Annotated in this window: 20 protein-coding genes and 1 other RNA gene; 13 read left to right on the plus strand and 8 right to left on the minus strand. The window is 45.7% G+C overall.

Features of this window, described 5'->3' with window-relative positions; genetic code table 11:
- Window positions 1-294: 294 nt before the first annotated feature.
- Complete coding sequence (gene hisI / locus ACFQ45_RS09655) at window positions 295-699, minus strand: phosphoribosyl-AMP cyclohydrolase (protein WP_377367087.1); 405 nt, start codon at window positions 697-699, stop codon at window positions 295-297.
- Window positions 696-1,559, minus strand: coding sequence for a 6-carboxytetrahydropterin synthase (locus tag ACFQ45_RS09660; RefSeq protein ID WP_377367088.1), 864 nt, complete (start codon window positions 1,557-1,559; stop codon window positions 696-698). The genes hisI and ACFQ45_RS09660 overlap by 4 nt, the downstream gene beginning before the upstream one ends.
- A gap of 229 nt (window positions 1,560-1,788) precedes the next feature.
- On the opposite strand from ACFQ45_RS09660, the gene ffs reads away from it, so the two are divergent.
- Window positions 1,789-1,885, plus strand: an RNA gene (gene ffs / locus ACFQ45_RS09665) — signal recognition particle sRNA small type.
- 469 nt (window positions 1,886-2,354) lie between these two features.
- On the opposite strand, the gene ACFQ45_RS09670 is transcribed toward ffs, so the two are convergent.
- Complete coding sequence (locus ACFQ45_RS09670) at window positions 2,355-3,692, minus strand: MFS transporter (protein WP_452600454.1); 1,338 nt, start codon at window positions 3,690-3,692, stop codon at window positions 2,355-2,357.
- 81 nt (window positions 3,693-3,773) lie between these two features.
- On the opposite strand from ACFQ45_RS09670, the gene ACFQ45_RS09675 reads away from it, so the two are divergent.
- The 12 genes from ACFQ45_RS09675 to ACFQ45_RS09730 all read left to right on the plus strand — a co-directional run bounded on the left by ACFQ45_RS09675 (window position 3,774) and on the right by ACFQ45_RS09730 (window position 15,986).
- Entirely contained in the window at window positions 3,774-4,163 is a 390-nt protein-coding gene (locus ACFQ45_RS09675; protein WP_377367090.1) for a BlaI/MecI/CopY family transcriptional regulator, read from the plus strand.
- A 38-nt stretch (window positions 4,164-4,201) separates the two neighbouring features.
- Window positions 4,202-5,113 (plus strand): M56 family metallopeptidase, encoded by a 912-nt coding sequence (locus tag ACFQ45_RS09680; RefSeq protein ID WP_377367092.1) that lies wholly within the window; start codon window positions 4,202-4,204, stop codon window positions 5,111-5,113.
- A gap of 20 nt (window positions 5,114-5,133) precedes the next feature.
- Window positions 5,134-5,892, plus strand: coding sequence for a HupE/UreJ family protein (locus tag ACFQ45_RS09685; RefSeq protein ID WP_452600455.1), 759 nt, complete (start codon window positions 5,134-5,136; stop codon window positions 5,890-5,892).
- Between the two features lie 6 nt (window positions 5,893-5,898).
- On the plus strand, window positions 5,899-6,438 hold the full coding sequence (locus ACFQ45_RS09690; protein ID WP_377367094.1) for a hypothetical protein: 540 nt from the start codon (window positions 5,899-5,901) through the stop codon (window positions 6,436-6,438).
- 26 nt (window positions 6,439-6,464) lie between these two features.
- The gene (locus ACFQ45_RS09695) at window positions 6,465-6,791 is read left to right on the plus strand and encodes a DUF6488 family protein (RefSeq protein ID WP_377367096.1); all 327 of its coding nucleotides are present in this window, start codon (window positions 6,465-6,467) and stop codon (window positions 6,789-6,791) included.
- Between the two features lie 194 nt (window positions 6,792-6,985).
- A complete protein-coding gene (locus tag ACFQ45_RS09700) occupies window positions 6,986-7,375 on the plus strand; it encodes a hypothetical protein (protein ID WP_377367098.1) in 390 nt (129 codons plus the stop codon).
- A 68-nt stretch (window positions 7,376-7,443) separates the two neighbouring features.
- Complete coding sequence (locus ACFQ45_RS09705) at window positions 7,444-8,778, plus strand: TolC family protein (RefSeq protein ID WP_377367100.1); 1,335 nt, start codon at window positions 7,444-7,446, stop codon at window positions 8,776-8,778.
- Window positions 8,775-10,316: an efflux RND transporter periplasmic adaptor subunit gene (locus ACFQ45_RS09710; RefSeq protein ID WP_377367102.1), complete on the plus strand. Its 1,542-nt coding sequence runs from the start codon at window positions 8,775-8,777 to the stop codon at window positions 10,314-10,316. The genes ACFQ45_RS09705 and ACFQ45_RS09710 overlap by 4 nt, the downstream gene beginning before the upstream one ends.
- A gap of 9 nt (window positions 10,317-10,325) precedes the next feature.
- Window positions 10,326-13,475, plus strand: coding sequence for an efflux RND transporter permease subunit (locus ACFQ45_RS09715; protein WP_377367104.1), 3,150 nt, complete (start codon window positions 10,326-10,328; stop codon window positions 13,473-13,475).
- Window positions 13,476-13,539: 64 nt separating this feature from the next.
- Window positions 13,540-13,887 carry a copper resistance CopC family protein gene (locus tag ACFQ45_RS09720; protein WP_377367106.1) on the plus strand — a complete coding sequence of 116 codons (348 nt, stop codon included), beginning with the start codon at window positions 13,540-13,542 and terminating at the stop codon, window positions 13,885-13,887.
- A 15-nt stretch (window positions 13,888-13,902) separates the two neighbouring features.
- A complete protein-coding gene (locus tag ACFQ45_RS09725; RefSeq protein WP_377367108.1) occupies window positions 13,903-14,793 on the plus strand; it encodes a copper resistance D family protein in 891 nt (296 codons plus the stop codon).
- Window positions 14,794-15,137: 344 nt separating this feature from the next.
- Window positions 15,138-15,986, plus strand: a complete 849-nt coding sequence (locus ACFQ45_RS09730) for a transporter substrate-binding domain-containing protein (RefSeq protein ID WP_377367110.1) — start codon at window positions 15,138-15,140, stop codon at window positions 15,984-15,986.
- Between the two features lie 96 nt (window positions 15,987-16,082).
- Here the strand turns inward: ACFQ45_RS09730 and ACFQ45_RS09735 are convergent, their stop codons facing one another.
- From ACFQ45_RS09735 to ACFQ45_RS09755, 5 genes are all read right to left on the minus strand, one after another.
- The gene (locus tag ACFQ45_RS09735) at window positions 16,083-18,329 is read right to left on the minus strand and encodes an Orn/Lys/Arg family decarboxylase (protein ID WP_377367112.1); all 2,247 of its coding nucleotides are present in this window, start codon (window positions 18,327-18,329) and stop codon (window positions 16,083-16,085) included.
- A 109-nt stretch (window positions 18,330-18,438) separates the two neighbouring features.
- Entirely contained in the window at window positions 18,439-19,629 is a 1,191-nt protein-coding gene (locus ACFQ45_RS09740; protein ID WP_377367114.1) for an aromatic ring-hydroxylating oxygenase subunit alpha, read from the minus strand.
- A gap of 212 nt (window positions 19,630-19,841) precedes the next feature.
- Complete coding sequence (locus ACFQ45_RS09745; protein WP_377367116.1) at window positions 19,842-22,394, minus strand: GNAT family N-acetyltransferase; 2,553 nt, start codon at window positions 22,392-22,394, stop codon at window positions 19,842-19,844.
- Window positions 22,381-23,634 (minus strand): MFS transporter, encoded by a 1,254-nt coding sequence (locus ACFQ45_RS09750; protein ID WP_377367118.1) that lies wholly within the window; start codon window positions 23,632-23,634, stop codon window positions 22,381-22,383. Before ACFQ45_RS09750 ends, ACFQ45_RS09745 begins: the two co-directional genes overlap by 14 nt.
- A complete protein-coding gene (locus ACFQ45_RS09755; protein ID WP_377367120.1) occupies window positions 23,631-25,058 on the minus strand; it encodes a lysine N(6)-hydroxylase/L-ornithine N(5)-oxygenase family protein in 1,428 nt (475 codons plus the stop codon). Before ACFQ45_RS09755 ends, ACFQ45_RS09750 begins: the two co-directional genes overlap by 4 nt.
- Between the last annotated feature and the right edge of the window lie 48 nt (window positions 25,059-25,106).

Here is a 25,106-nt window from a genome sequence, read left to right on the forward strand (position 1 = left end):
AATTATGTAATTCTTGCTTTGAAATGCTCCACATGTCCTTCTGTGTTGCCTCTATATACTCATAGTTGCAAATTTAAGTCCATTTTTTCTATATTTTTCAAATAGTTGTGGTTATTTTCTTGGTGCTATTTGTTGCTATGTGTTGCTTTAATAGCGCTAAAAGTAACCAGTTGGACAAAATAAAGCATGATTTATGTCATGCTTTATTCAAGGTTAAGTCAGACTTTTTAGGGAAATGTGGACCGCTAGGGCAGGATTTAAAGGCGGCGGTCCATTTTGGTGCGTGCTATTGGGCTACTTTGGGTCGGATTCGACGATTACTTGGCCATCTTTCACTTGGAAGAAAAAACAGTCCCGGCGGTTGGTGTGACAGGCTGGCCCTTTTTGATCCACTTGCAGCAAGATGGCATCACCATCGCAATCAAAAGCCATGGAAACCAGTGTTTGGCGGTTGCCGGAGCTTTCCCCTTTACGCCAGTAGGTTTGACGAGAACGTGACCAGTAACATACGTGACCCGTTTCGAGGGTTTCACGGATGGAGGCTTCGTTCATATAAGCAAGCATCAAAACTTCTTTTGTGTCGTGCTGCTGGGCAATAGCGGCAATGAGGCCATCTTTGTCGGTTTTAATATTGGCAAAGATTTCGTCTAGAGAAATAGCCGTACCTTTGGCCGACATTTCAAAGGGTTTTAAGCTCATTTTTCTACCTTACATTCTGAGATGGCGCCTTTACCAATGCCTTCAAAGGCATGTACTTCAATGGTATCGCCTGGATTTTCATTGGCCAGCGTATGGGCAATATGATCGGATAATGACTCCACAGTGGTATCCACTTCCAACATATAACAACGACGGCTATCGGTTTTTAGCTCGAATAAGCCCTGAGCGCTGGCGTAGCTGAAATGATGATAATGTAAATCATCCTCTACAATAACCCCAATGAGATCTTCTTCCGTACCTAAATAGATGTCTTCCCAACGTTGGCTCCAGTCTTTTTCAAGCGCCTCATCCCGCTGGCCATTTCGATAAATCTCAATCACAGAGCGATGACCATGGGCGATACGCTGACAATTGCCTGCGTGTTTTTTTAGCCCGTGGCTGTACTGGTATTGGGGCGCATCGGTTTGTTCTTTAGAAAAGCGAATCGAAACAGCGGCCAATTCTGCGGGTAAAAGGTCTAGGATTTGCGCCTCAACCCATGCGGCTGCATTCTCAGGGGTGATGTGTTCTACAGGCATTTGGCAGAACGCTTGTGCTGGTGCGATGCACTGAAATTGACGTCCATCATCATGTTGAAAATTAAACGATACACGATCATCACTCAGAGTCGTGATGTCAGCACCAGAGTTTAGCGCAGGAATGGCTAAGGTATGATCGATATGGGCATCCAACCATTGCTTAATCTTCTTTTTAACAATGCTGAAATCACAAATCATACTCTCATCATTGAGTTTGCCGGTTAATACAACATCCGTGTGCCAGCTTTCACCCAAGAGGCCGCGCTCTGGGCAAAAGTAAGATAAGTCGACATGGGTGAGATTTTTAACGAACAGCTTCAATGACAAGTCCTCATAACAATAATGGCGCGTATGGTACTCGAAGCGAGCGCGGATACCAATCTTGATACTTCGATGAATCGTGAAACTAGAGTGGTTAATGTTGAATAGGGAGAGGGGAAGATATGAAAATCGCCCTAAGCAACTGAAAAATATAAAGAGTGGGTTGCGCTTTAAAGTCGGGTGCGTATAATGGCGTCCCAAGGTCAACGGGCCTCCTCTATGGTGTCTCCGCTGGTCCCCTCGCAACGATAAACCGTTAATCTGGTCAGGTCCGGAAGGAAGCAGCCACAGCGGTGGACTCGTGTGCCGAGGTGCGGCTGGTGGAGATGCCACCTTAACTCTTCTAATGTAAATTCCTCCATAAAGTGACAAAAAACCACCATAAGATGACAAACTTTGCAGCATAAGACTGACATAGTCTACGTTTAAGTTGTTATTTAGTTACAACTTACAGGTGTGGTGTATGTACACTCGCAACTTGCGTAAGCCAAGTCCAAGCAAAAATATCTACAAATTCGCGAGTAGAAAGAACTCTTCAACAGTAATGTGCGAGAGTGGTTTAGAGTTTGATGCCTGCTTTCATTTAGAATTTTCTCCCTCAATTGTTTCTTTTGAATCACAGCCAACCGGTATTGAGTATCAAACTGACGATAAAACTCGACGTTAAACGCCTGATTTTAAGATCGTTAATAGGTGTCTAGTAAAGTCTGGGAAGTCCAGTTCTAGGGTACAAGTTAATCTTAATGTCCGAAAAGCTCGTTCGATTCATTGCCTATGGCCGAAAAGACTTGGACACTACTTCGGCCAATGATGATGTAGATCATCAATTACGTAGGTGTGTGTATGCGTTTTGTGCTTATCCTTCAAATGCGGATGCTCAGGCGGCAGATCATCGTGTGAATGCTCCATCTCAGCGGTGCTTTCTTTTGGCCACACAAGCAGTGCCAATAGGATGGATGCCAAGGCAATCCCAGCAAAGATTTGGAAAGTGACAGCGATGCCATACGTTGCTCCGAGGTAGCCCGCTAAGGGGTAGGCAATTAGCCAGCAACCATGGGACAGGGAAAACTGAGCGGCAAACAAATCAGGCTTGTCTTCTTTGTGGGCGGATCGGTTCAGCAATCTTCCCGATGGGGTTTGAATAAACGAATAACCTGCGCCTAACACACACCAAATAATCATAATACCCTTCAGTGTCTCTATCGTTGAGGTGATGATCAGTCCGGCCACTAACATTGTAGCGGCCATCAGCATAATAGTTCGCTCTGATAGTCGTTTGAGCAGCCAAGGTGTGGCAAAGGCTGCAAACATGGAGCCGCAACCAAAGGAAATCATCGTGGTGGCCGTTGTTTGCTCGCTTAAGCCGAGTTCCCCTTGAACGATCACGACGGTATTGATAAACACCATAGCGCCTGCTGCGGTAACAGCGATATTCATGGCCAGCAGCCCTTTTAATCGTGGCGTTGCCAAGTAGAAGCGAATCCCTCTTGTGACTTTATCCAGAAAACGACGCTGAGGAGCTCCAGCATTGCTCTCAGCCACAGGTAAAGACGCTTGCAGCACCAATAACGCTGAGAAGATAAAGCCTACCGTAGTGCCTAAAAACAGGCTGTGCCAGCTGGTGAATAGCAGAATCAGTGCGGCGAGGCTTGGACTGAGTATATTTTCTAGATCATAGGCTAAGCGAGATAGAGAGAGGGCTTTGGTGTATTGCTCTTCGTCGGGTAGAACGTCTGGCAAAGTCGCCTGAAACAAGGGCGTGAAGCAGGCAGAGGTGGCCTGTAGTAAAAAAATTAGTACAAAGATATGCCAAACCTCAGAAACAAACGGCAGTATCAAGGCCACGCCTGCGCGGATCACATCCAGCGCAATAAGTGCTTTTTTTCTAGGTAAATGGCGAATCAGACTGGTGCCAATGGGACTAAGAAAGACATAGGCAATCATTTTAATCGACAGCGCTGTACCTAATATCAATCCAGCATTTTCCTCCGCTAGTTCAAAGGCAAGTAATCCAAGGGCTATAGTGGCGAACCCTGTGCCCAGTAGCGCAATGACTTGAGCCAAAAACAGATTCCTATAGGTTGCGTTCTTTAATAGGCTAAACATGGTCATAGGCTCATTTGGGGTGATCATTAGATCTTACTCTTACAAAAAACCGATTGCCAATCGGTTTTTTCTGTGGGAGCATAAATAATTATCAAATGGAGTGTATCAATGGTTTTAGGTGAACTTGAAAAACTGGTATTGAATTACTTATGGCAAGAAGGGGAAGCGGATGTAAAACAAATACACGCTATTCTTAGCCAAGAGCGTCAAAGTTCGCTCAATACTATTCAAAGCACCTTAGAGCGATTGTACAAAAAAAAATTACTGAGCCGGTCTAAGCAAGGTCATGCTTATCAATATCGAGCGCGTGTTGAGCGCGAGGAATTGATTGCTCAGTTGATTAAGGATGTCGCCAGCGACTTTAAAACCAGTCGTGATGAAACGGGTCTTATGGCAGCGTTTGTGTCGTTGTCATCAGAGTTGAGTATGGAAGACCTGAATCAGCTGGAACATATTATTGAGCAGCGCCGTCTACAGGATAATGGGTTATCGAAGTGATGTTTGGAAACTTGGCGATACTTTTCAATGTGTTGAGCATGAGCTTACTGGTCGGAGCCATTGTCAGCTTCGCTTTGGTATTGCTCTCGCCAGTACTTCTTTATCTGTATCGTCGGTCATCTGCGCTAGAGCAAAAGTGGCTTGTTCTTTTAAGCGCGTGCTCACCTTGGCTTGCAGGCTTACTAGTGATGTTGTCTGGTTTAAGTGATCATTGGTTTGATTTACATTTAATGCTTGCTCTAGAACCTCTTATACACTGGCATCATTTAGATTGGTTTCAATGGCAATCATGGCAAGGCCTTTCGCTACTTATGTTAGGAACATGGTTAATGATCTCAAGTGGATTGTGGATCAAGGCCTATTTCGAACAAGTCATTTACGCTAAACGAATACAGAGTTTATCGGTCAGCAGCAAATTAGCTGATAACGTGAGTTTACTTGAAACCTCTGAGTTGCTTGCTATCACAGTGGGCATGCTGAACCCCAAGATTTATGTCTCAACGGGGTTACTTGAGAACACCTCAAAACAGGAAGAAGAGATTATCCTTGCCCACGAGCAATCTCATGTGCAAAAACGAGATAATTTTACTCGGGCGATAGTCTCTTTTGCTTGCTGCTATCTTCCTTATCCACTGGCAAAGGCCATAAAGTTACACTTTGTCTTAGCCACCGAAAAACTAGCTGATCAGTATGCGGCGACACAATCTAGACAAACCGATGTTGCCAGCACCTTGATCAAAGTCGCTAAGCTGAAAATGCACAATGACAATGCGGCCATGTCTTACTTTTGGGATCAGCAGGAACTTAGTGAACGAGTGCAACAGTTATTAGCACCGACTGCTTTTTCAGCCTTGAGAAGTTTGCCAACCCTGACCACTTTGCTCATTGGAGCGGTAATCTCGACTGGCTTGGTAGACGTACTCCATCATTTCTTTGACTCTTTTATTTAATATTAATTTATAGGTGACCAATGCTATTGAACCAACCTTTCATGCCAATTAAAAAACCGATTGATAATCGGTTTTTTCTTGGGGCGCAACGCTATCGAAGAGAAGCTTTATCGCTTTGCTTGCTACTGATGGCCATTCTAGCCAGTGGTACAGCATTCGCTCACGGAGTCGATGACAATACGCGCAGTTTTCTACAACTGAATACTGGCGTGCAATTCGTACCTTTCTTATACATAGGTGCAAAACATATGATCACGGGCTATGACCATATCCTGTTTTTGATCGGTGTTATTTTCTTCTTGTTTAAGAGCAAAGACGTACTCCTATATGTCAGCCTATTCACGCTTGGCCACAGTATTACTCTAATGACTGGAGTGCTGGCTAACATTCAGGTCAATGCTTACTTAATTGACGCCATTATTGGTCTTTCGGTGTTATACAAAGGCTTTGATAACCTTGGTGGGTTTAAGAGAGTCTTAGGTTTCCAGCCTAATACAAAAGCAATGGTTCTGATTTTTGGTTTGTTCCATGGTTTTGGCTTGGCGACCAAACTTCAGGAATTTCATATTCCAGAAGAAGGCCTTCTAACGAATCTTATCGCCTTTAATATCGGCGTTGAGATGGGCCAATTTGCCGCGCTAGCTATCGTACTGATCTTGATAGCAGCATGGAGACACTCTTCTTCATTTAAACGTTTTGCAACCATGACCAACGCAGGGCTAATGGCGTGTGGTGTGATGCTGACAGGTTTTCAATTAACGGGTTATTTTGCAGGTTAAAAATATATGACTACTGAACAGATCTCATCTTCGACTTTATGGAAAGCGACTACTGGCGCAATTATTGTTGGTTTAGTGCTTTTAGTTACGGCGATTTTGCCAGCCGAATACAACTTAGATCCAACGGGCGTAGGTAAAGCTTTAGGCCTTACTGAGTTGTCACCGGAGTCCTTGGCCGAGAAAAAAGCGGCAGCAGATGACGCAAAGGCAGGTTCTAATTCTGACTCAGCAGGAGAGGCTGTAGAGCTAACGATCCCTCCAAAAGCTGGCTTGGAATACAAAATGGTCATGATTGAAGGTAATCAAGTGGACTTTGAGTGGTTCACAAATGGGGGAGCGGTCTATGTTGATATGCACGGTGAGCCCAAAGGCGACACAACAGGCTATTTTAAGAGTTATACCATTACTACAGTAAATGAGATGAAAGGTAGCTTTATCGCGCCTTTCGAAGGTAGTCATGGTTGGTATTTTAGAAATGATACAGACCAAGCAATAGATATCATGCTGTTCTTCAGCGGTGAGTATCAAAACCCACATCTACTTTAAACATACAATTAATAGGAATCCTTAAAATGAAAAAAATCTTAGTTGCGTCATTAATTACATTGGGTATGAGTTCAACTGGAGTATGGGCTCACGGTAGTCACGGAATGGTCGGTGATGATGCCGCGAAAGCATCAGCTGCGCGAACTGTCCAACGCATGACATTTCAGGATATGGGGTTTGAAGCAGGTAAGCTAGATAAAAGCTGGAAAGAACTGAAAGGGCAAGATTTACAACTTGTTTTAAAGACGAGTAAAAGCTTCATTTTTGAAGTGACCAATCCAGAAACAGGTGAAGTTCTTGTTGTGACTTTAGAGCCAAATGGTGATCCTTCAGACGTTAGCTTCAATAAGTAAATTGTCAGTTCGGTCAGATATGATCTGATGGTACCCATCTAATAAGATGATTACTTTCTGATAGTGTCTGACCGGATAATGGATTGTCGGTAGCTTTTAACTTTAGGTTGGACTAAATATGCGTTAATCAATTGCATATTTCATGTTGCTTCGTTTATATTGGTGCCAACCTGATACCTGCTAAGTGGATCACGATGATTGAATTGAAACTTAAGACTAAAGAAATCGCTACAATAGCCTTTGTGCTATTTGCTGTGCTTTTGTCTTCTTTCAATTCTGTTAGTGCTGCCGCAATGTATTGGGATATGTCTGCCCCAGAGCAAATGCTTCAGCATGATCATTCTAGCCACGGGGCTATGTGCCAAGAATCCATGAGCAGTGATCATTGTGGTGCGGATATGGATGCTCCAGACCACGACCACTCAAAATGCAGTGATTTACACTGCGGTGGTTTTTCTTTTCCAGTGTCCGAAAGTGTCTATCAGTCCTTAATAGATACGTCAGAGCCCGTTAAAGTGGACTCTCAATTTTATACTTCGGCGCTTCTGCCTTCCCCTTACATGCCTCCGATAGGTGCTCTGTAAATATCGATTTACTGCCTTGCTTGTGATGCAAGGTCGTTGATAACGCGTATTTAAAAGAGCTCCAATTTATGACTTACCGTATTTTTGTACTGCGCAAAGAGCGTGGTACAGCAAGTCTTTGGTTTGGTAAACCAAAGAACCTTGCCATTTCATGTGTATTGGGTTTAGGCGCAGCATTTGCGCAAGCAGATACCCTTACTCTACATCAAGCAATAGACATTGCGATCCAGCAAGATCCTTGGTTGCAATCCAGTGTAGATCAAGAACAATCCATGCGAGCACGTTCGCAGTCCGCACAATCGTTGCCTGATCCCAAGCTGTCCTTAGGCATGGCAAATTTGCCTGTTGACAGTTTCGATATAAATCAAGAGGCCATGACTCAAGTGGTTGTGGGTCTTTCACAGCAGTTCCCAGCGGGCAGCACTTTGTCCTTAAGTGGCTCGCAATTTAATGTGAAGGCGGACCAGTCAGCTTTTGCAAGGATTAACCGAAAAGCCCAAATCCGACAGGTGATCTCTAATGTCTGGGCTGATATGTATCGTTATGATGCCACCCTTCAAGTGCTTAAAATTAATGAAGGGTTATTACTGAACCTGAATGAGTCCATTGCTGGGAATTACAGCTCTGCTTACAACAAAGTGGGCCAACAGGCCTTGGTCAACAGCGAACTTGAGATCGCAAAGATTGGCGAACGCAGTTTCCAAATACAGCAAGCGTTAAACCAAACCAAAGCACGGTTAACACAATATTTGCCGCAAATGGCATCGATCAAGCACTACGAGTTTGTGGAACTAGATCAGAGTGGCGGAGCTTTTGATGATTCGAATTATGATCTCAATCTTCTGACAAATCATCCGATGGTGCGGATTTTGGACTTGCAGCATCAAGTGTCTGATTTTGATCGTAAGATCGCTCAGCAACAATACAAACCTCAGTGGGGCGTTAACGTTTCTTACGGCTATCGTGCAGAAGACGCAAATGGCCGGGAGCGTGCAGATCTGGCTTCTGTCGGTGTGAGTGTCTCGTTACCTATTTTTTCTAGTCAGAGGTTAGATGCTAACGTCAAAGCTGCCAGTTCAAAAAGCTCCGCAATTTTGTACGACCGTGAGTTGAAGCTCAATGAGCTGAAATCTCAAGTCCTTTCACTACAGGCAGATCTCGCTCTTTTGGGGCAGCGTATCGCCCTGTACACCCATACCTTAATTCCTGGATTTCAACAAAGTACTGACGTGGCGCTGAATGCCTATCGCTCAAATGAAAGTGGATATCGAGATGTCATTATGGCGCAGATTGCTCAGATGAACGCCCAGATTGAGTTGATTCAACTGCAATCAGAGCAAGCAAAGCGACGAGCAGAGTTTGAATATCTAACGACACAAAGTGCAGAAGGAGCTCAACAATGAGTATTAGTCGATACCTAGTTGCCATGGTGGTAGGCGGTGCCGCGACGTATGGTGCTTTGAACTTTCTGCCCATTACCAATATGAATTCCATAGTAGGGGCTTCAGACATGGATGTAACAGCTAACAGTGAGCCTGAGCCTCTGTATTGGGTTGCGCCAATGGACTCGAATTATCGCCGGGACAAGCCTGGGAAATCACCAATGGGAATGGATTTGATCCCATTCTATGGTGACGATGCAGCGCAAAATTCGCCCGGAACAGTCGCTATTTCACCTGAGGTCGTCAATAACTTAGGTGTGCGCACTGGGAGTGTTAAAAATGGCGTATTAGAGCAGACCGTTAATACGGTGGGGTATTTGGTTTATAACGCTGACCGATTAGTGCACATGCATGCCAGAGTAAACGGTTGGGTTGAGAAACTCTATGTTACTGCCAATGGGGACCCTGTCAAAAAAGGCGACCCTCTTTATGATTTGTACTCTCCAGAACTGGTCAATGCTCAAGAAGAATTACTTTTTGCTCTGAATAGGAATGATCAGCGTTTGATTAAAGCAGCAGAAGAACGATTAAGCTCACTTCAAGTGCCTAGCTCGTTTGTTGCTCAGTTGAAGCGTCAGCGAAAAGTCTCACAAACGATTCGATTCTTTGCTCCCCAAAATGGTGTTATCGATAATTTAGGGATACGTGATGGTTTTTACATCACTCCTGGTTTGACTCTTATGTCTATCGCCGACCTCGATGAGCTTTGGTTAGAAGCTGAGGTATTTGAGCGTCAAGCACATTTGCTCAAGGTTGGGCAAAGTATAGAAGCGCAGACAGACTTTTTACCTGGGGAGACGCTCCAAAGCCAAATTAGCTTTATCTACCCAAATATCGATGAAAAGACACGCACAGTGCGGGTTCGTGTTCGACTAGATAACAAGGATTTACGACTTAAGCCCAATATGTATGCGCACTTAAGTATCGATGCCAAGGAATCTAAATCGACTTTGTTAATCCCTAAAGAAGCATTGATTCGCGGAGCCAAGCAGGATCGTGTGGTTCTGGCCTTGGGCGAAGGTAGGTTCAAATCTATTGCTGTGACGGCTGGCCGCTATGGGGATGATGACGTGGAAATCTTGTCTGGCCTTCAACAAGGGGATCAGATAGTCACCTCGGCACAGTTCTTATTGGATTCTGAGTCCAGCAAGTCGTCTGATTTTATGCGTATGTCACCAGTGGAAGACAGCTCTTCTGACATGGACCATTCCGCTCATGATTCGATGGCTAATATGTCAGACACCAGCTCAACAGAGCCCCCTAAAAATGTGTGGGTGGCAGGCAAAATCAACAGCATTGATAAGGCCGCTCGAAAGGTAAATGTGGATCATAGTGCGATTCCTGATTGGAAGTGGCCTGAGATGACCATGGACTTCAAAGTGGCCGAGTGGGTGGAACTGTCAGAGCTTCCTGTGGGCAAAAACATTCAGCTAGAAATTACCAAAGAAAGCTCTACACGCTTCTCTTTGACTGATTTCTATGACGCAGATGCCCAGTGAGGAGCCATTATGATTGAAGCAATTATTCGATGGTCCATACACAACCGATTTATGGTGCTGTTGGCCAGCGCTATGTTAGTGGCGGTTGGGCTTTTTTCGTTAAAAGAAACACCGGTAGACGCCATTCCTGATTTGTCCGATGTTCAGGTGATTATCAAGACAAGCTATCCAGGGCAGGCACCTCAAGTCGTGGAAGATCAAGTGACTTATCCTCTTACAACGGCGATGTTGTCTGTGCCAGGGGCTGAAACAGTAAGGGGCTATTCATTTTTCGGTGACTCCTATGTGTACGTTATTTTCAATGAAGATACCGATATGTATTGGGCTCGCAGTCGAGTGCTGGAGTACTTGAGTCAGGTTGCGCCGTCGCTACCAGATAATGCTAAAGCGCAGCTTGGTCCTGATGCCACAGGAGTGGGCTGGGTGTATTTGTATGCGTTAGTGGATCGCACAGGGCAACAGGACTTAAGTCAATTACGTTCATTACAAGACTGGTTCCTGAAGTACGAATTACAAACGGTACCCGGCGTGTCAGAAGTGGCGCCTATTGGCGGTATGGTGAAGCAATATCAAGTGCGGGTGAACCCAGATAAGCTTCGGGCACTCAATATGCCTTTAACTCATATTCAGAACGCTATTCGCCGAGGTAACCAAGAAGTCGGTGCGTCTGTAATTGAAATGGCTGAAGCGGAATACATGGTTCGCACCACTGGCTATATTCAGAGTATCGAAGACATAGAAAGCATTCCTCTTGGTATTAATGACAAAGGCATTCCCATCACATTAAAGGATGTGGCTGATATTGGGATTGGACCTCAAATGCGTCGTGGCGTCGCTGAGCTTAATGGCGAAGGAGAGGCTGTTGGTGGTGTGGTTGTGATGCGCTTTGGGGAAAATGCACAACGAACCATTGATGGTGTAAAAGCCAAGTTGGAAGAGCTTAAGAAAGGACTTCCTGAGGGCGTTGAAGTCGTCACCGTCTATGATCGCTCAGGTCTCATCGACCGTGCCGTTAACAATCTATGGACCAAACTTTTAGAAGAGTTTGTGGTCGTGGCTCTAGTCTGTATTGTCTTTCTTTTCCATGTGCGCTCGTCTCTGGTGGCGATTGTGAGTTTACCAGTGGGAATTCTCACAGCCTTCATCGTGATGCATTGGCAGGGGATTAACGCGAACATCATGTCCCTTGGAGGGATCGCGATTGCCATTGGTGCCATGATTGATGGGGCCATCGTGATGATCGAAAACCTCCACAAACATATGGAGCGGGAGCCACTCACTCGTGACAACAGATGGCAAGTGGTAGCACGTTCAGCGTCTGAAGTAGGGCCGGCCTTATTTTTTAGCTTGCTAATTATCACTGTGAGCTTTGTGCCAGTGTTCACCTTAGAGTCCCAAGAAGGTCGAATGTTTGGCCCGTTGGCCTACACCAAAACCTATGCTATGGCAGCGTCTGCCGCCTTGGCCATTACATTAGTTCCTGTGCTAATGGGATACTTTGTAAGAGGTAAGGTATTACCAGAACATAAAAATCCAGTAAACCGACTCCTGATTGCTGGCTATATGCCCCTGTTAAAAGGGGTTCTAAAATTTCCTAAAACCACCTTGATGCTTGCCTTGGCGGTTCTGGCCATTGGTATGTGGCCGCTGGATAAATTGGGCAGTGAGTTCATCCCTAATCTCGATGAAGGGGATCTCATGTACATGCCAACTGCGTATCCAGGTATTTCTATTGGTGAAGCACGCCGAGTTCTCCAACAAACTAATAAGTTAATTGCGACAGTGCCAGAAGTGGAATCAGTGTTTGGCAAGGTAGGGCGAGCGGAAACCGCTACAGACCCCGCACCATTGACCATGATTGAAACCTTCATTCAGCTTAAAGATCATTCAGAGTGGCGCCCTGGTATGACCACGGACAAGCTAAAGCAAGAGTTGGATGGATTAGTGCAGATCCCCGGGATTACTAATGCTTGGGTCATGCCCATCAAAACCCGCATTGATATGCTGGCAACGGGTATTAAAACTCCTGTAGGGATCAAGATTGCTGGAGCGGATTTGAATGTCATCCAGAGCATTGGGCAGCGTTTGGAAAAAGTGCTGGGGCCTGTACCTGGGACAGCATCCGTTTACTCTGAGAGGGTTGCAGGTGGCCGATACATTAAGGTCGACATACAACGTCAAAAAGCTGCTCGGTATGGTTTAAATATTCGCGATATTCAAGAGCTGATTGCGTCAGTGGTAGGTGGTGTTAATGTCTCCACGTCCGTGGAGGGGTTGGAGCGCTATCCGATCAATATTCGATACCCGCAAGACTATCGTGATTCCCCTGAGCAGCTGTCTCTTTTGCCCATTGTAACACCGACAGGTCAGAGTATTGCTTTAGGAGATATTGCCAATGTTTACGTGGAAGATGGACCACCGGGGTTAAAGAGTGAGAATGCTCGTCTTAATGGCTGGACGTTTGTTGATATTGAAGGCATGGACATCGGCCGTTATGTTGAGCATGCCAAGGCAGTCGTTGCACAAGAGGTGGATATACCCCCTGGGTACTCCATTAACTGGTCAGGTCAGTATGAGTACATGGAGCGAGCTAAGGAAAAGCTGACTTATGTGGTGCCTTTAACTCTGCTAATCATCATTGTGTTGCTGTACCTGAACTTCAAGAACATCGCTGAAGTCGCCATTATCATGGGCACTTTGCCATTAGCGATGGTTGGTAGTGTTTGGTTAATGTATCTCCATGGCTTTAACTTCTCCGTGGCCGTAGGAGTGGGATTTATAGCCCTCGCTGGGGTTGCAGTGGAAATTGGCGTCATCATGTTGGTGTATTTAAACCAATCTTGGCGGGATACTCAGAAAACCTGTGCCGAGAAAGGGGTTGAGCCTCGGGAAGAAACACTTCGACATGCGGTGCTACATGGTGCGGGAATGCGTGTGCGACCAGTGATGATGACCGCCGCGGCGGTGATCGTAGGCTTGCTTCCTATCTTATATGGCACAGGGGCAGGATCTGAGGTCATGAGCCGTATCGCTGCGCCAATGGTTGGCGGCATGATCAGCGCCGTTGTTCTAACATTATTGGTTTTGCCGGTTGTTTACTACATTTGGAAGAGGGCAACCTTAACAAAACAGGCGAGTAACACAGATTTAGCTGAATAAGCTGAACCTAGGTGCTCGTCATTTTACATGAAGGGCACCTTTCATTTAATCAATGAGGTGACATATGAAAAAACTAACGTATTTGGTGAGTTCCTTGGCGCTTGTTGCGTCTGCTAATGCCTTTTCACACGGCATGATGAGCATGATGTACCCAGAAGACGGTGCCATGATGATGAGTCAAGCTGAGCGAGTGGAAATGCATTTTAAAGCGCCTGTGAAATTGGTCAGCTTAAAGGTTGTTCCTGATGGCGGCGCACCGCTTCCTTTATCCATAGATCGTTCAGCGCCAGCTACGGAACACATTATGGTGAAACTGCCCAAGCTTGCCCCAAACACTTACACCGTCCACTGGAAAGCAATGGGTGATGATGGCCATATGATGGATGGCTCTTACGGCTTTATGCAGCATTAATTTAAGGAAGGGCACATGTTGTCGCAATGGGAAACGATTCAATTTATGGCACGTTGGGGGCTCTATTTAGCCTTGTCAGGTGTCGTGGGCGGTACTGGATCTTTGTTTCTCATTCGTCAATATGTGCCTGCTTTGAGTGCCAAACTGAAATGGTACATTTGCATTAGCGCAGTGCTCGGAGTCATCCTAAGTTTTGTATATTTCTGGTCCCAAATGGGGGGCATATTAGAAGCCAGTTGGTGGCGCTCTTTCGATAGCGATATGGCGGTATTTCTTCTCGAAACACCCATAGGATCCTACCTAAAGTACAGCGTATCTGGTTACTTGTTAATACTCATTGGGCAGAGTTTTCCTCGAATCAGTAATACTGAATCATATTGGTTCTATCTATTAAATGTTCGATCCATATTTAGTGTGCTTGGCATTATTTTATTAATCCTCAGTTATAGCCAAGTTGGGCATTCAGTGGCTCAGTCTTGGTACATAAGCCTTACCCTCTGGTGTCATGTGGCAGCGGCTGCTTGGTGGATTGGAAGTGTTGTTCCTTTGTGGTGGGTGACTTGTTCTAATGATTTAATAGCGATCAAGAAAACTCTGGAATACTTTGGCCAGTTAGCCGCTGTTCCTGTGGTTTTATTGCTCATCTGCGGTGTTGTAATGGGGCTGAGCTATTTGGGTCTGGAGAGCTGGTGGTCTTTAAAATATGGACAGCTGCTTATTTCTAAAATAGTACTCGTCAGCCTGCTGCTGGCATTGGCCTTGTTTCATAAGTGGTACCTAGTCCCTCGCTTGTCACAATTAGACTCTTTACCCAGCATGCGTCGATCCCTTTTAATTGAAATGTTATTTATGTCAACAGTGCTTGCATTAACAGCCTATCTCTCAACGTTTGTTGCTTTGCATTAGGCGATCTGCATTCCTGAAGGGCAAAATACTGAGATTTAAGTGATCTACTGAATGAGTAGTGATACAACTACTCGTAATTAAATTACTACATGAAAAAGCTATAGAAATTTGAAATCACGAAAATTTGTCAGCTTATGGTTCAATATTTTGTCATTTTATTGTTCAAAAATCTGTGTAACTCATTGATTCTTCGTTAGCCAATTTGTCACATTATGCTTCAATCAACATTCTAATTTTCCTTTTATCTCTCTTACCACTCTTAAATAATTGCCGATAGCGCTGTTTTGGCTTATTTTTTGCTTTAATTTTGATGCAATACAGCAACTTACACAGGGAGTGTAGTAATGAAATGGAATGCTTTGATGGCCGTGTCTGCGTTGACGCTTGCGGCAAATACGAGTGCTTTTGCGTTACCTAAAGAAATCACCATCGCGACGGAAGGGGCTTATCCTCCGTGGAATTTTGTCTTACCTGATGGCACTTTGGGTGGCTATGAAATTGAGTTAGCGGAAGTGCTTTGCCAACGTATAGGGGTTAAGTGCAAGATCATTTCCCAAGAATGGAATGGGATTATCCCCGGTCTCAGAGTGGGTAAATATGACGCCATCATTGCATCGGTGGGACTAACCGAACAACGTGCTCGGGTCGTTGATTTCTCTGTCCCATATTCCGCCTCTCCAAATGGCTTTTTAGTACGTAAAAATGATGATCTGTCCGATTTAGGATTTGAGGATCTATCGTTTGATCTGTCTGCTTCTGATCTCGATGGAGCGAATCAGGCTATTTCCAAATTAGAGCAGGATTTTCAAGGAAAGACGCTGGGTGCCCAAACAGGGTCAACCGCTTCCAGCTTTATTGATCAGTACTTTAAAAACCTAGATGTACGACTTTATCCAACCTTTGAGCAGCTCAGCCTTGAATTAAATGCTGGTCGTATTGATGTGGCGGTTGCCAGTGTTACAACCTTTAAAGACGTCTTCGAATCTAAAGATGGGGCCAACTTGAAAATGTCAGGACCTGTCTTCAAGGGAGGTGTTGCTGGCTCAGGTACCGCTCACGTGGTGGTCAGAAAGGGGAAAAATGATCTTAAAGAGGCTTTTAACAGTGCCATTGTGGAAATCAATCAAGATGGAACCAATGCCGAATTAATGAAAAAGTGGTTTGGTGTGGACATATCCATTAAGTCTTCTTAGCCTTTTAAAACACTAAAAAACGCCGCAACCCTTAGGTTGCGGCGTTTTTTATGGCGTGGAAGGGGCGTTACGGAAGCCTAGGAGGTATCATAGGGTTTAAAAAGAGTCATCAGCCAGACTGGTTTCTACAACACAATCAACGTAGTACTGGCTTGTGCCGTTTTCTGATATTTGCACTAAGCCATGTGTATGAGTCTCAAAGCCCGTTAGTCGGTCGTTGAAATAGCAGGTCATTTGCAGATAAGCCACAACCGCTTCATTAAAGCGTTCACCTGGTACGAGTAATGGGATTCCCGGTGGATAAGGCGTCACGAGCATGGTGGTGATACGGCCATTGATTGACTCTAGGGGAACGCGCTCGATGTTGCCGCGAGTAAGTTGAGCATAGGCTTCGCTGGGCGTCATGGCCGGGGTAATAGAAGTGCTGTAGATGTCTTGCGTTACTCGGGCGAAATCTCTTTCGCGATAGGTGTTATGAACCTTTTGGCACAGGGTGTTAAGGCCCCAATCTTTATATTGAGGGTATTGAGCGACAAAATTAGGCATGACGTCAATTAACGGCGCATTCTCATCGATGGCCTGTTTTAGTCTCTGTATTACGCTAATCAGTGTTTGCCAGCGGTGATGGGTGGCTCCCAAGGTGAATAGAAGGAGGAAAGAGTACATACCAACCTTTTCAACGATAACACCGTTTTCCGCGAGAAACTTGGCCGCAACGGCGGCTGGCACGCCCATCTCATCAAAGCTGCCATCAAGGGATAACCCAGGGGTGACAACGGTAACTTTCAATGGGTCTAATAAGTTAAATGCCTCATCCGAAATATCAAACCCATGCCAGTTCGCGTGCTTGGTTAATTGCCATTGGGGGGCTGAGTTATCATCTGAGACGTCTGGCCCCCATAGGGTAAACCACCAATCTTCTTTATAGTCATCCTTAAGCGCCTGCATTTTTTTTCGAAATCCTATGGCTTCTGCAAGGACGTCCTCCATATGCTTGGCACCACTGGGTTGAGTCATCATGGCGGAGGTGATGTCGCAAGAGGCAATGATTGGATAGTGGGGGCTAGTGGAAGTGTGCATGAGATAGGCTTCATTAAATCTATGGTGATCCAATGGGCGGGTTTTGCCATGTTGCACTAAGATTTGTGACGCTTGGGATAATCCAGCCAGCAGCTTATGGGTCGATTGAGTTGAGAAGACTAATGAATGATCACAACGAGTGTCTTTGTTGACAGCATGATATCCCTCATAAAAAGGGTGAAAGGAGGTATGAGGTGACCAAGCCTCATCAAAATGCATAACCTCTACATAGCCATCCAAGGTTTGCTTAATTGAATCTGCGTTGTACAACACCCCATCATAGGTACATTGAGTAATAGAAATAAGCTTTGGTGTTTGGTTTTTATCTGTCACAAGGGGATTGTCTCGCAACATCATCATGATGTTGTTCCAAGAGAAGGCTTCTTTGGGAACGGGGCCAATCATGCCTAATCCGTTTCGGACAGGGTTTAAAAAGATAGGAATTGCCCCGGTCATGATGACTGCGTGTAGGATGGATTTATGGCAATTGCGATCAATCACGACAATGTCCCCCACAGAGATATGACTGTGCCACACAATCTTGTTGGATGAGGATGTGCCATTCGTCACAAAATAAAGATGATCCGCTTGGAAAACTTCAGCTGCTTTACGTTCACTCTCTGCTATGGGGCCACTATGGTCGAGTAGCTGACCCAGATCTTCTACCGCATTGCACACGTCAGCGCGAAACATATTTTCACCAAAGAAATCATGGAACGCTTGTCCAATAGGGTGTCGAGCAAACGCCGCACCGCCGGAATGTCCAGGGCAATGCCATGAGGCGGGATTGGCATCGCTGTATTGCATTAAAGCCTTAAAAAAAGGTGGCGCCCACTGCAACATGGCGTGTCTTGCCTCCCCCATTAGCTGAGTGGCCAGCTCCTCAGGGGACTCGTAATGCTTTCCTATGACACCTGTAAATTCCTCTAATAATACAGTTGGAAGGGGGTTGGATTGGTCATGCATTAGTACAATCGGAATGTTAGTAGATTCTTGGCGAAGGTTTTCGATCAAATGGCGTAAGGCTACCCATGTGGGGTCAGAAGTGGTTTCAATGGGGGGATAATGAACCATGGTTATGAGCAGCAAGGCGGATTTGTGAATTTGATTAATTAAAGTCGCTTGTTGACTAGGGTATTGATAAAGCTGGCTTTCGCCCCCCAGATCTTGAATCGCTTGGGTTAGGCTTGTCAGCTCGATGGGCACACTGACGTCAGAATCGGGTGTCAGGCAAAGAATGCTAATAGGCAGTAGCGGGAACATGTTGGCTCCTTAAATTAGCCGAAGGACGGGGCGAACACTAAAGGCGCCGAGTTTGTCCAAGGGCATTTCCATAGTTAAAAGCGTATCTGGTGGTAGCGGGAAATGAAGGCTACGCAAGGGCATCGCCCATCATGTCTCGGTACCACTGGTGAAAGTGGGGCATTCCGTCTTCTAATGGGGTTTGATAAGGGCCGTCTTCGTTGCGTGATCTTTGATAAAGTGCACGACGGCCTGCATCAATTCGCTCGGCGATTTCATCGTCTTCCGCAGCGGTTTCCATGTAGGCTTTGTGATGGGACTCTACTAATTCAGGAAAGTCTTCCAATAGTTGTTTGGGGTAGTAAAACTCAACCAGATTAAGGGTTTCGTGAACCCCTTGTGGATAGAGGGTGGAAATGGCCAATGCGTAGGGGTAGACCTCTATCATATGGGTAGGGTAATACGCTGCCCACATGGCACCAAAATTAGGCGGGGTTCCTCCTGTGTGTTGTAGCAGCGCTTGGTGCCATTTTTCGTACAGCTCTGTGCCTCCGGTCCGAAGGTTTGGGTTAATGCCTACCCGTTGCAAGTTGCCCCAGTCAGAGAATTCCCAATCAATTTGGTTGCACTCCACATACTTCCTTAGGCCTGGATGGAAGGGCGCGATGTGGTATTCCTCATTGTATATTTCAATAAAGGTCTTCCAATTACAGTGGCAGGAATGAAGCTCCACATGGCCAAGTTGGTAGTCAGAAAAGTCAAATTCCGGCAGGTCAAACCAGTGACCAATATCTCCTTTCACATCTCGTTTGCCCTCAAATAAAAACCCGGATAAGGATTGCAAAGGGAAGGCATCTAAATGTTTACAAGGTGTGGGTGTCATTTTATGGGCAGCGATCAACTTGCCTGTATCATTGTAGGTCCAAGCGTGTAAAGGACAGCGAATCCTTGCGTTGGCTCCTCCTAAGTTGCCGCGGTTTGGGATGGATGGGCGTACGAGCTGGTCTGCATCTCCGAGCATGATGGCCTGTCGGTGGCGACAAACATTAGAGAGTAGTTGTACCCCATGTGCGTTATGGATCAGAACTCGACCGTTGTCCTCTTGGGGAAGAGCTAACCAGTCTCCCTGCTCAGGCACTAAGCGTTGATTACCTACGTATAGGGAGGCTTGGTCAAAGATGCGTCTCTGCTCTTCTTTAAAAATCGCTTCACTGCAGTAGGCGTTTATGGGCAGTTGTGTTTTGGGCGTCTGTAGATTGCTTCGGGTTTTTATGGCGTCAAAATTCGCTAAACGGCTTTCTAATAGAGCAAAAGTATTCATGATCAAGTCCTTAATTGTCTTCTCATTAACGAAGTAGCAAAGGAAGCAAACTGAATGTCGCGCACAACAAAGCCTATCACCCCCAAAGGGGCGATATAGATGCCGAAGTTATGGCAACTCAATGAGTAGGGCACATCCTTGTGCACACAATCTTATTCCTTGATATCCCACTAACGCTTCTAGCGTGCGTGGTTTGTTCCTATTTAGGCTGGTTAAGCCAGTGCCTGCTCAGTGACTGTGCTGGACTGGGTTTTACGGTTAGCACCCGGTGCGAATGGTGCGATGGGGTTGGGTAAAGGCTCCGCCATGATTAAGCTCGATGCGGGATCAGCTAGGTCGACCATTTGAAGGTTATTTTTAAGCTGTAAGCGGTTCAAACAAGAGTGTAAGAAGTCTGGGGCAAACAGGTTTCTGGATTCAAATTTGTCCTGTAATTCGGGATGTTGCGCTTGATAGGCAATGGCAGAGTCCGCCACCAGCCCCCAGAAATCGTCCCCAGTTAACGTACCGGATTCCTCTAGAATATGGCTCATATGTCGGAAATAACCGTCAAATACGTCAATGAAGATCCCCAGAATTTTATACTCCTCAGGGACCTCTACTGCTAAGCGTGCGATGTCAGCAGGCAGTGAGACCTCGGTATTCAAGATGGCACTTTCTTCTGCGATGTCTTTCATAATAGCGCGACTTGGAACATGGTCTTTAAGGACCAAAATGAGGTTTTCCCCATGGGGCATAAAGGTCAAGTCATAAGCGTAAAAGCAATGCAGTAGCGGTTGAAAAAACGCCTTAAGGTATTGGGACAGCCATGCTGTCGGGGTCAGTCCAGAACGTTTAATTAATTCTACTAAAAGGGATTGGTTATCAGTGTCCTTATGGAGCAGTGCGGTCATGCTCATGAGGCTCTCACCGTCTTTTAGTTGCTTGATTGGACTTTCACGCCACAAGGCTGAGAGCATTTTTTTGCAAGGATTATCTTTCTTACAGGCGGCTTCAAAGTAAGGGTTGCGGTATCCCACAGCGGCAACTTCTTGAAGAATGCTAAAGCCGAATTGTTTTAAAATAGGGTCCTGACTAATGATCTCATTGAGATAGGCATTTATCTTGGGTGTCCCTTCCATGTAGTAAGGGGACAAACCTCGCATGAACCCCATGTTCAATATGGAAAGGGAGGTTTTAACGTAGTTTTTGTGGCTGTCGGTGACATTAAAATAGGTTCTGATGGATTGTTGTGCTTTATATAGGTCGTCGCTTTCGCCTAGGGGGACGATGTCTTGTTTGGCAATTTCGGCCGCAAAGACAATATTGATCTTATTAAACCACTGCCAAGGGTGAACCGGCATTAAAATATAGTCTTCGGTGCTCAAACCTCGATCTGTCAGAATGGATTCAAACTGCTCTAACTTTGCGGCACTAAGTTCCTGTTTAATTAAGTCCTCGTATTCCAGTCCAGGGATACAGCTATAGACGGCTTTGCTCTTATTGACTGCAATCCAAGTAACGTTAAATGCCTGACCGGTTTCAGGGGCATATTGGCGGTAATCGAAAGCGTCAAACCCTAAGCGCCCGTTGTTGGCGACAAAGCAAGGGTGACCCTCTGTCATGGCAGCTTCAATGGTTTGGTAGTCAGCATTTGCCAGTGATCGACTATCAAAATGGCTGTTACTTTCTTTATAGGCGGCACCGTATAAGGTGCTACTGATTTCATCAAGGTAGATTGGTAGCTTGTCTTCTGGAATGGCTAACGTGGCCTTAAAATCAATGATAAAGCGTAGGGCATCTACATCAGTGTGACTGTCTTTCTCCAGACAAGTGATGCTTTGGGGATCAATTCGCCAATGTCGCAATGCCATCTTTTTGGCCTTAAACACATAGTGGCGCTGGCCCAAGTCGGAGGTGAGTTGGTACGTGGCCCAGTTATCCGAGTTTGATCCCTTAATGAGCGCGGGTACAAAGAGTTGTTCGTGGCTAAATTCTGAAATGGCTTTGCAGACGAGGTGTCGGTTGACCTTTTGCCAAATGATGGGGGTTAGATGCCCTGCTACGTTGCGAGCTTCATCGCCTAAAGATAGGTCCATATTGCGTGATTGTGGGTGTGACATAGCGATTGTTTCCTTCAGTCCATTTATCATTTTCAGAGCGTTTTCGTAACGAGGATGGGAGTGAAATCTGTCATTCTTAGGGGGAAGGTTAGGGGTCTCCTTTAGTGAGTGATAAAAATCCCGAGGGGAGCAGAATGCCAACATGGCAACTTTGGACGCCATTTGAATACCATTGGCATAGGTGAACCCAACATCTAGGTTGAGGCGGTGGATTTTCTCGTTGTGGATGCTCGGCTCCACCACCACACGGCTGGCACCAAGCTCTTCAAAAATCCAATGCATGGCTTGTTGCATCCATGCCAGGGTATATCCATGGATAGGTTGAGTGGCTGGAGCAACAAAGAAGTGCATTCCAATATCCCCAGGCATAACGGAATATAAGTCTTTGATTTCGTCTAGATTCGGGTCATAGGTTTCTAGTACTAGACTCGGTTGGTCTTTATAAAAACCAATAAATACCCGAAAGTGGCCGCTTTCTATGTGGGCTTTATAGGTCGCCCGGGTTTCCTCAACGGACATGCCTTGCATTCCCCAATAATTGGCATAAGGCAACTGAAACCATGGTTGTATCAGTTCGATATGGCGATCCAAGTCCAGGGGCACAAACTTAAGGTCTTGCGGGTCTACAGTGGTGGAGTTTGGCCGTGAATTAAGAGATTGCATCAGATACGGGCTCCTTTGGTGGTGTGGCTTGATCCATGTTTAACAGGGCTTTGCAGGCGATGGCCGTGACAACGAAGCCGATGGCTGCTATCACAAAAGTTTGTTGAATGCCCAGAATGCTGACCACGTAACCCGCCCCGAAAGAGGACAATAAAACCCCCAGGTTTTGGCAAAAGTTAGTCACGCTAAAGTCTCGGGCGTAATACTCTGGAGAGCTGATCTTGAATAAGGTCACTTCCAGTTTGACGATGATCTGGAACAGCCCCCAACCAAATAAGAAGCGTCCTATCAGAATACTGGCGATGGAGTCGGTGGATTGCATGGCTAGGCCAACCACACCTAGCATTAGATTTAACAAAGTGTGGTTCATTTTGGGCAGCTTCCCTCGGTCAGCAAGCTTGTTAGCCCAAAGCCCTAACAGGGCTGCCAACGCGGGAATGGCGAATACTGCCCCTGTGATGGCTCGGTCCGGTAAGCCGCTCACATCTTCCCAATAGACAGAGAAGAAAGGACGGATCAAGTAAGCACTGAAATCGAACACCAACATGATCAGACAGAGTTTGGCTAATGCCATGATCCGACGGCTGGTTGCCTGTTGAGGGCTAGATAAAGTAGCCGCTGTTTCTCCATTCGATTGATCCCTAGAGGGAAGGTCTTTTTCGATGGGGATGTCGGATTGATTTGTGTGTATGACCTTGTTTGATTGAATCAGGTAGTAACAGATGGCCATCTGACAAAAGTCCCCAGCGGCCATGACCAGAATAGACGTGGTTGAGCCAAAATGTTGTAAACTCCAGCCGCCAAATGTGGCCGCCATAATACCGGCGATATGGATAATGACAGACAGTAAACCAATTACATGACCATGGTCCTCGTGCTTTTCTAGTCGCATCAGATACGGAAACATCAGCAGATAGCTGGCTTTGGTCATAAACATCACCATGGTGATGGCCCAATAGCTAGCAACAGTCGGTGCAAAGGCACTGATAACGCCTAAAAGCCCTGCAGCCAGTTGCGTCCAAAGCAACAAATGCATGGTTTCGACTTTCAATGCCAGTCTTGCCCAAAAGGGCAGGGTACACATGACGGCAATAGAGATGGACGCAATGTAACTGCCTACCAATATGGGACTGGTACTGCCGTATCTAAGCTCGAAAAATTGCGGGTAGAAGGCAATTAAAATGGAATCACTGATCACACCCAATGCGGACATGACTAAGATCGCGCTACGCAAGCTCATGCGGTCTCCATTGTGTCAGTTAGGTGGGCTGTCGTATGGAGTGTGCTATCTGTGTTGGTGCTTACGGTGATCTTTTTGAAGCTACTGTCATTGTTAGGTTGGTGGGTTTGGAAGCTGGTGTTGGCTTCCGCTGGGTAGTAATCAACTCCTGTAATGGCATGGAGAATACGTCCATTTCGATAGCAGGCCATACCGATATCAGGGTTGGTAATACCATGTCCTTGTAACCCTGCATTTTGGACAAAGATTTCATTGCCACATAGATCAACAGACCAATTGCGATTGGGTTGATAATCACCATTGTCATCCCATTGAATTCGATCTTTTATGCCATGGATGAAACTAGGCAGTTTGGGGCCATAGCCCGAAGCAAATACTACGGCATGGGTTTGATGAGAGTATTCCGCCTGATCTTGATGATGTTTAAAGCGTAGTCGGAAGGTTTCATTAGACGGCGCCATAGCAATGTCTAATAACTCCAAGTTAGGCAGTAACCTAACCTCACAAGCTTGACTATGATGGTTATCATCTAAAGCATCGTAGATTTGGTCAATGAGAGACGCATTGATCCCTTGGTACAGACTTTTATGGTCTTTTAGGACTTGGTTTTTCACTCTAGGGGATAAGTCATAAAAGTATTCCGCGTAGTCAGGGGTGATCAGCTCTAGGGTAAGTTTGGCGGTTTCCATCTGGAAATAGCGTGGTGATCGAGTCACCCAATTGAGGCGATATTGGTGTTCTGCGCTATCACTTAGCAGGTCATAAAATACCTCGGCCCCGCTTTGGCCACTGCCTATTACGGTAATCTCTTGGCATTCTTTTAGGGCTTCTTTATGGCGTAAATAGTCGCTGGTATGGAGTAATCGTTGAGGGGTGTTGGCTTTAAGCTGCTGTACTTGATGGGCTACCGAAGCAGGGAACTGAGGCAGACTACCGACGCCAATAATGAGCTTTTTAGTAAAGTATTGAAACGGCTGAACGCTGTCGTCGGCGAGTGTTTGACAGCCACGTACCACATAGCATTCATAGTGACTTAGGTATGAAATATCGGTCACTGTATGACAAAACTTGATGGTGTCTAGTTGATCTACTGCCCAGCGACAATAACGGTTGTATTCCGCTCTACTAAGATAATATTTTTCACGAATGTAAAACTGATAAAGCCGGCCTTGCTGCTTACAGTAATTTAAGTAACTAAAGGGACTGGTTGGATCCGCCATGGATACTAAGTCGGCTAAAAAGGGGTTTTGCAGAGTTGTGCCATCAATCAGCATATTTGGATGCCAATTAAATTCAGACGATTGCTCAAGGACTCTCCCGTTTAATCCTTCTATGGGGGCTGCCATGCAGGCAAAGCTTAGATTGAAAGGTCCTAATCCGATGCAAAGGTAGTCGAGTGGGGCAGTGCGATTGATAGTTTCCATGGTGCTAGATCCCTCGTGTTTAGCAATCTGACAAACAATAATGATAAA

The organism is Rhodanobacter aciditrophus, assembly GCF_042679525.1.
In the GTDB taxonomy this organism is placed as follows: Bacteria; Pseudomonadota; Gammaproteobacteria; order Pseudomonadales; family Marinomonadaceae; genus Marinomonas; species Marinomonas aciditrophus.

What these genes read in the sequence shown, in the direction of transcription:
- hisI (WP_377367087.1), bottom strand. Translation starts at nt 699, where the DNA reads ATGAGCTTAAAACCCTTTGAAATGTCGGCCAAAGGTACGGCTATTTCT.
- ACFQ45_RS09670 (WP_452600454.1), bottom strand. Translation starts at nt 3,692, where the DNA reads ATGATCACCCCAAATGAGCCTATGACCATGTTTAGCCTATTAAAGAAC.
- ACFQ45_RS09675 (WP_377367090.1), top strand. Translation starts at nt 3,774, where the DNA reads ATGGTTTTAGGTGAACTTGAAAAACTGGTATTGAATTACTTATGGCAA.
- ACFQ45_RS09680 (WP_377367092.1), top strand. Translation starts at nt 4,202, where the DNA reads ATGAGCTTACTGGTCGGAGCCATTGTCAGCTTCGCTTTGGTATTGCTC.
- ACFQ45_RS09685 (WP_452600455.1), top strand. Translation starts at nt 5,134, where the DNA reads ATGCTATTGAACCAACCTTTCATGCCAATTAAAAAACCGATTGATAAT.
- ACFQ45_RS09690 (WP_377367094.1), top strand. Translation starts at nt 5,899, where the DNA reads ATGACTACTGAACAGATCTCATCTTCGACTTTATGGAAAGCGACTACT.
- ACFQ45_RS09695 (WP_377367096.1), top strand. Translation starts at nt 6,465, where the DNA reads ATGAAAAAAATCTTAGTTGCGTCATTAATTACATTGGGTATGAGTTCA.
- ACFQ45_RS09700 (WP_377367098.1), top strand. Translation starts at nt 6,986, where the DNA reads ATGATTGAATTGAAACTTAAGACTAAAGAAATCGCTACAATAGCCTTT.
- ACFQ45_RS09705 (WP_377367100.1), top strand. Translation starts at nt 7,444, where the DNA reads ATGACTTACCGTATTTTTGTACTGCGCAAAGAGCGTGGTACAGCAAGT.
- ACFQ45_RS09710 (WP_377367102.1), top strand. Translation starts at nt 8,775, where the DNA reads ATGAGTATTAGTCGATACCTAGTTGCCATGGTGGTAGGCGGTGCCGCG.
- ACFQ45_RS09715 (WP_377367104.1), top strand. Translation starts at nt 10,326, where the DNA reads ATGATTGAAGCAATTATTCGATGGTCCATACACAACCGATTTATGGTG.
- ACFQ45_RS09720 (WP_377367106.1), top strand. Translation starts at nt 13,540, where the DNA reads ATGAAAAAACTAACGTATTTGGTGAGTTCCTTGGCGCTTGTTGCGTCT.
- ACFQ45_RS09725 (WP_377367108.1), top strand. Translation starts at nt 13,903, where the DNA reads ATGTTGTCGCAATGGGAAACGATTCAATTTATGGCACGTTGGGGGCTC.
- ACFQ45_RS09730 (WP_377367110.1), top strand. Translation starts at nt 15,138, where the DNA reads ATGAAATGGAATGCTTTGATGGCCGTGTCTGCGTTGACGCTTGCGGCA.
- ACFQ45_RS09735 (WP_377367112.1), bottom strand. Translation starts at nt 18,329, where the DNA reads ATGTTCCCGCTACTGCCTATTAGCATTCTTTGCCTGACACCCGATTCT.
- ACFQ45_RS09740 (WP_377367114.1), bottom strand. Translation starts at nt 19,629, where the DNA reads ATGAATACTTTTGCTCTATTAGAAAGCCGTTTAGCGAATTTTGACGCC.
- ACFQ45_RS09745 (WP_377367116.1), bottom strand. Translation starts at nt 22,394, where the DNA reads ATGCAATCTCTTAATTCACGGCCAAACTCCACCACTGTAGACCCGCAA.
- ACFQ45_RS09750 (WP_377367118.1), bottom strand. Translation starts at nt 23,634, where the DNA reads ATGAGCTTGCGTAGCGCGATCTTAGTCATGTCCGCATTGGGTGTGATC.
- ACFQ45_RS09755 (WP_377367120.1), bottom strand. Translation starts at nt 25,058, where the DNA reads ATGGAAACTATCAATCGCACTGCCCCACTCGACTACCTTTGCATCGGA.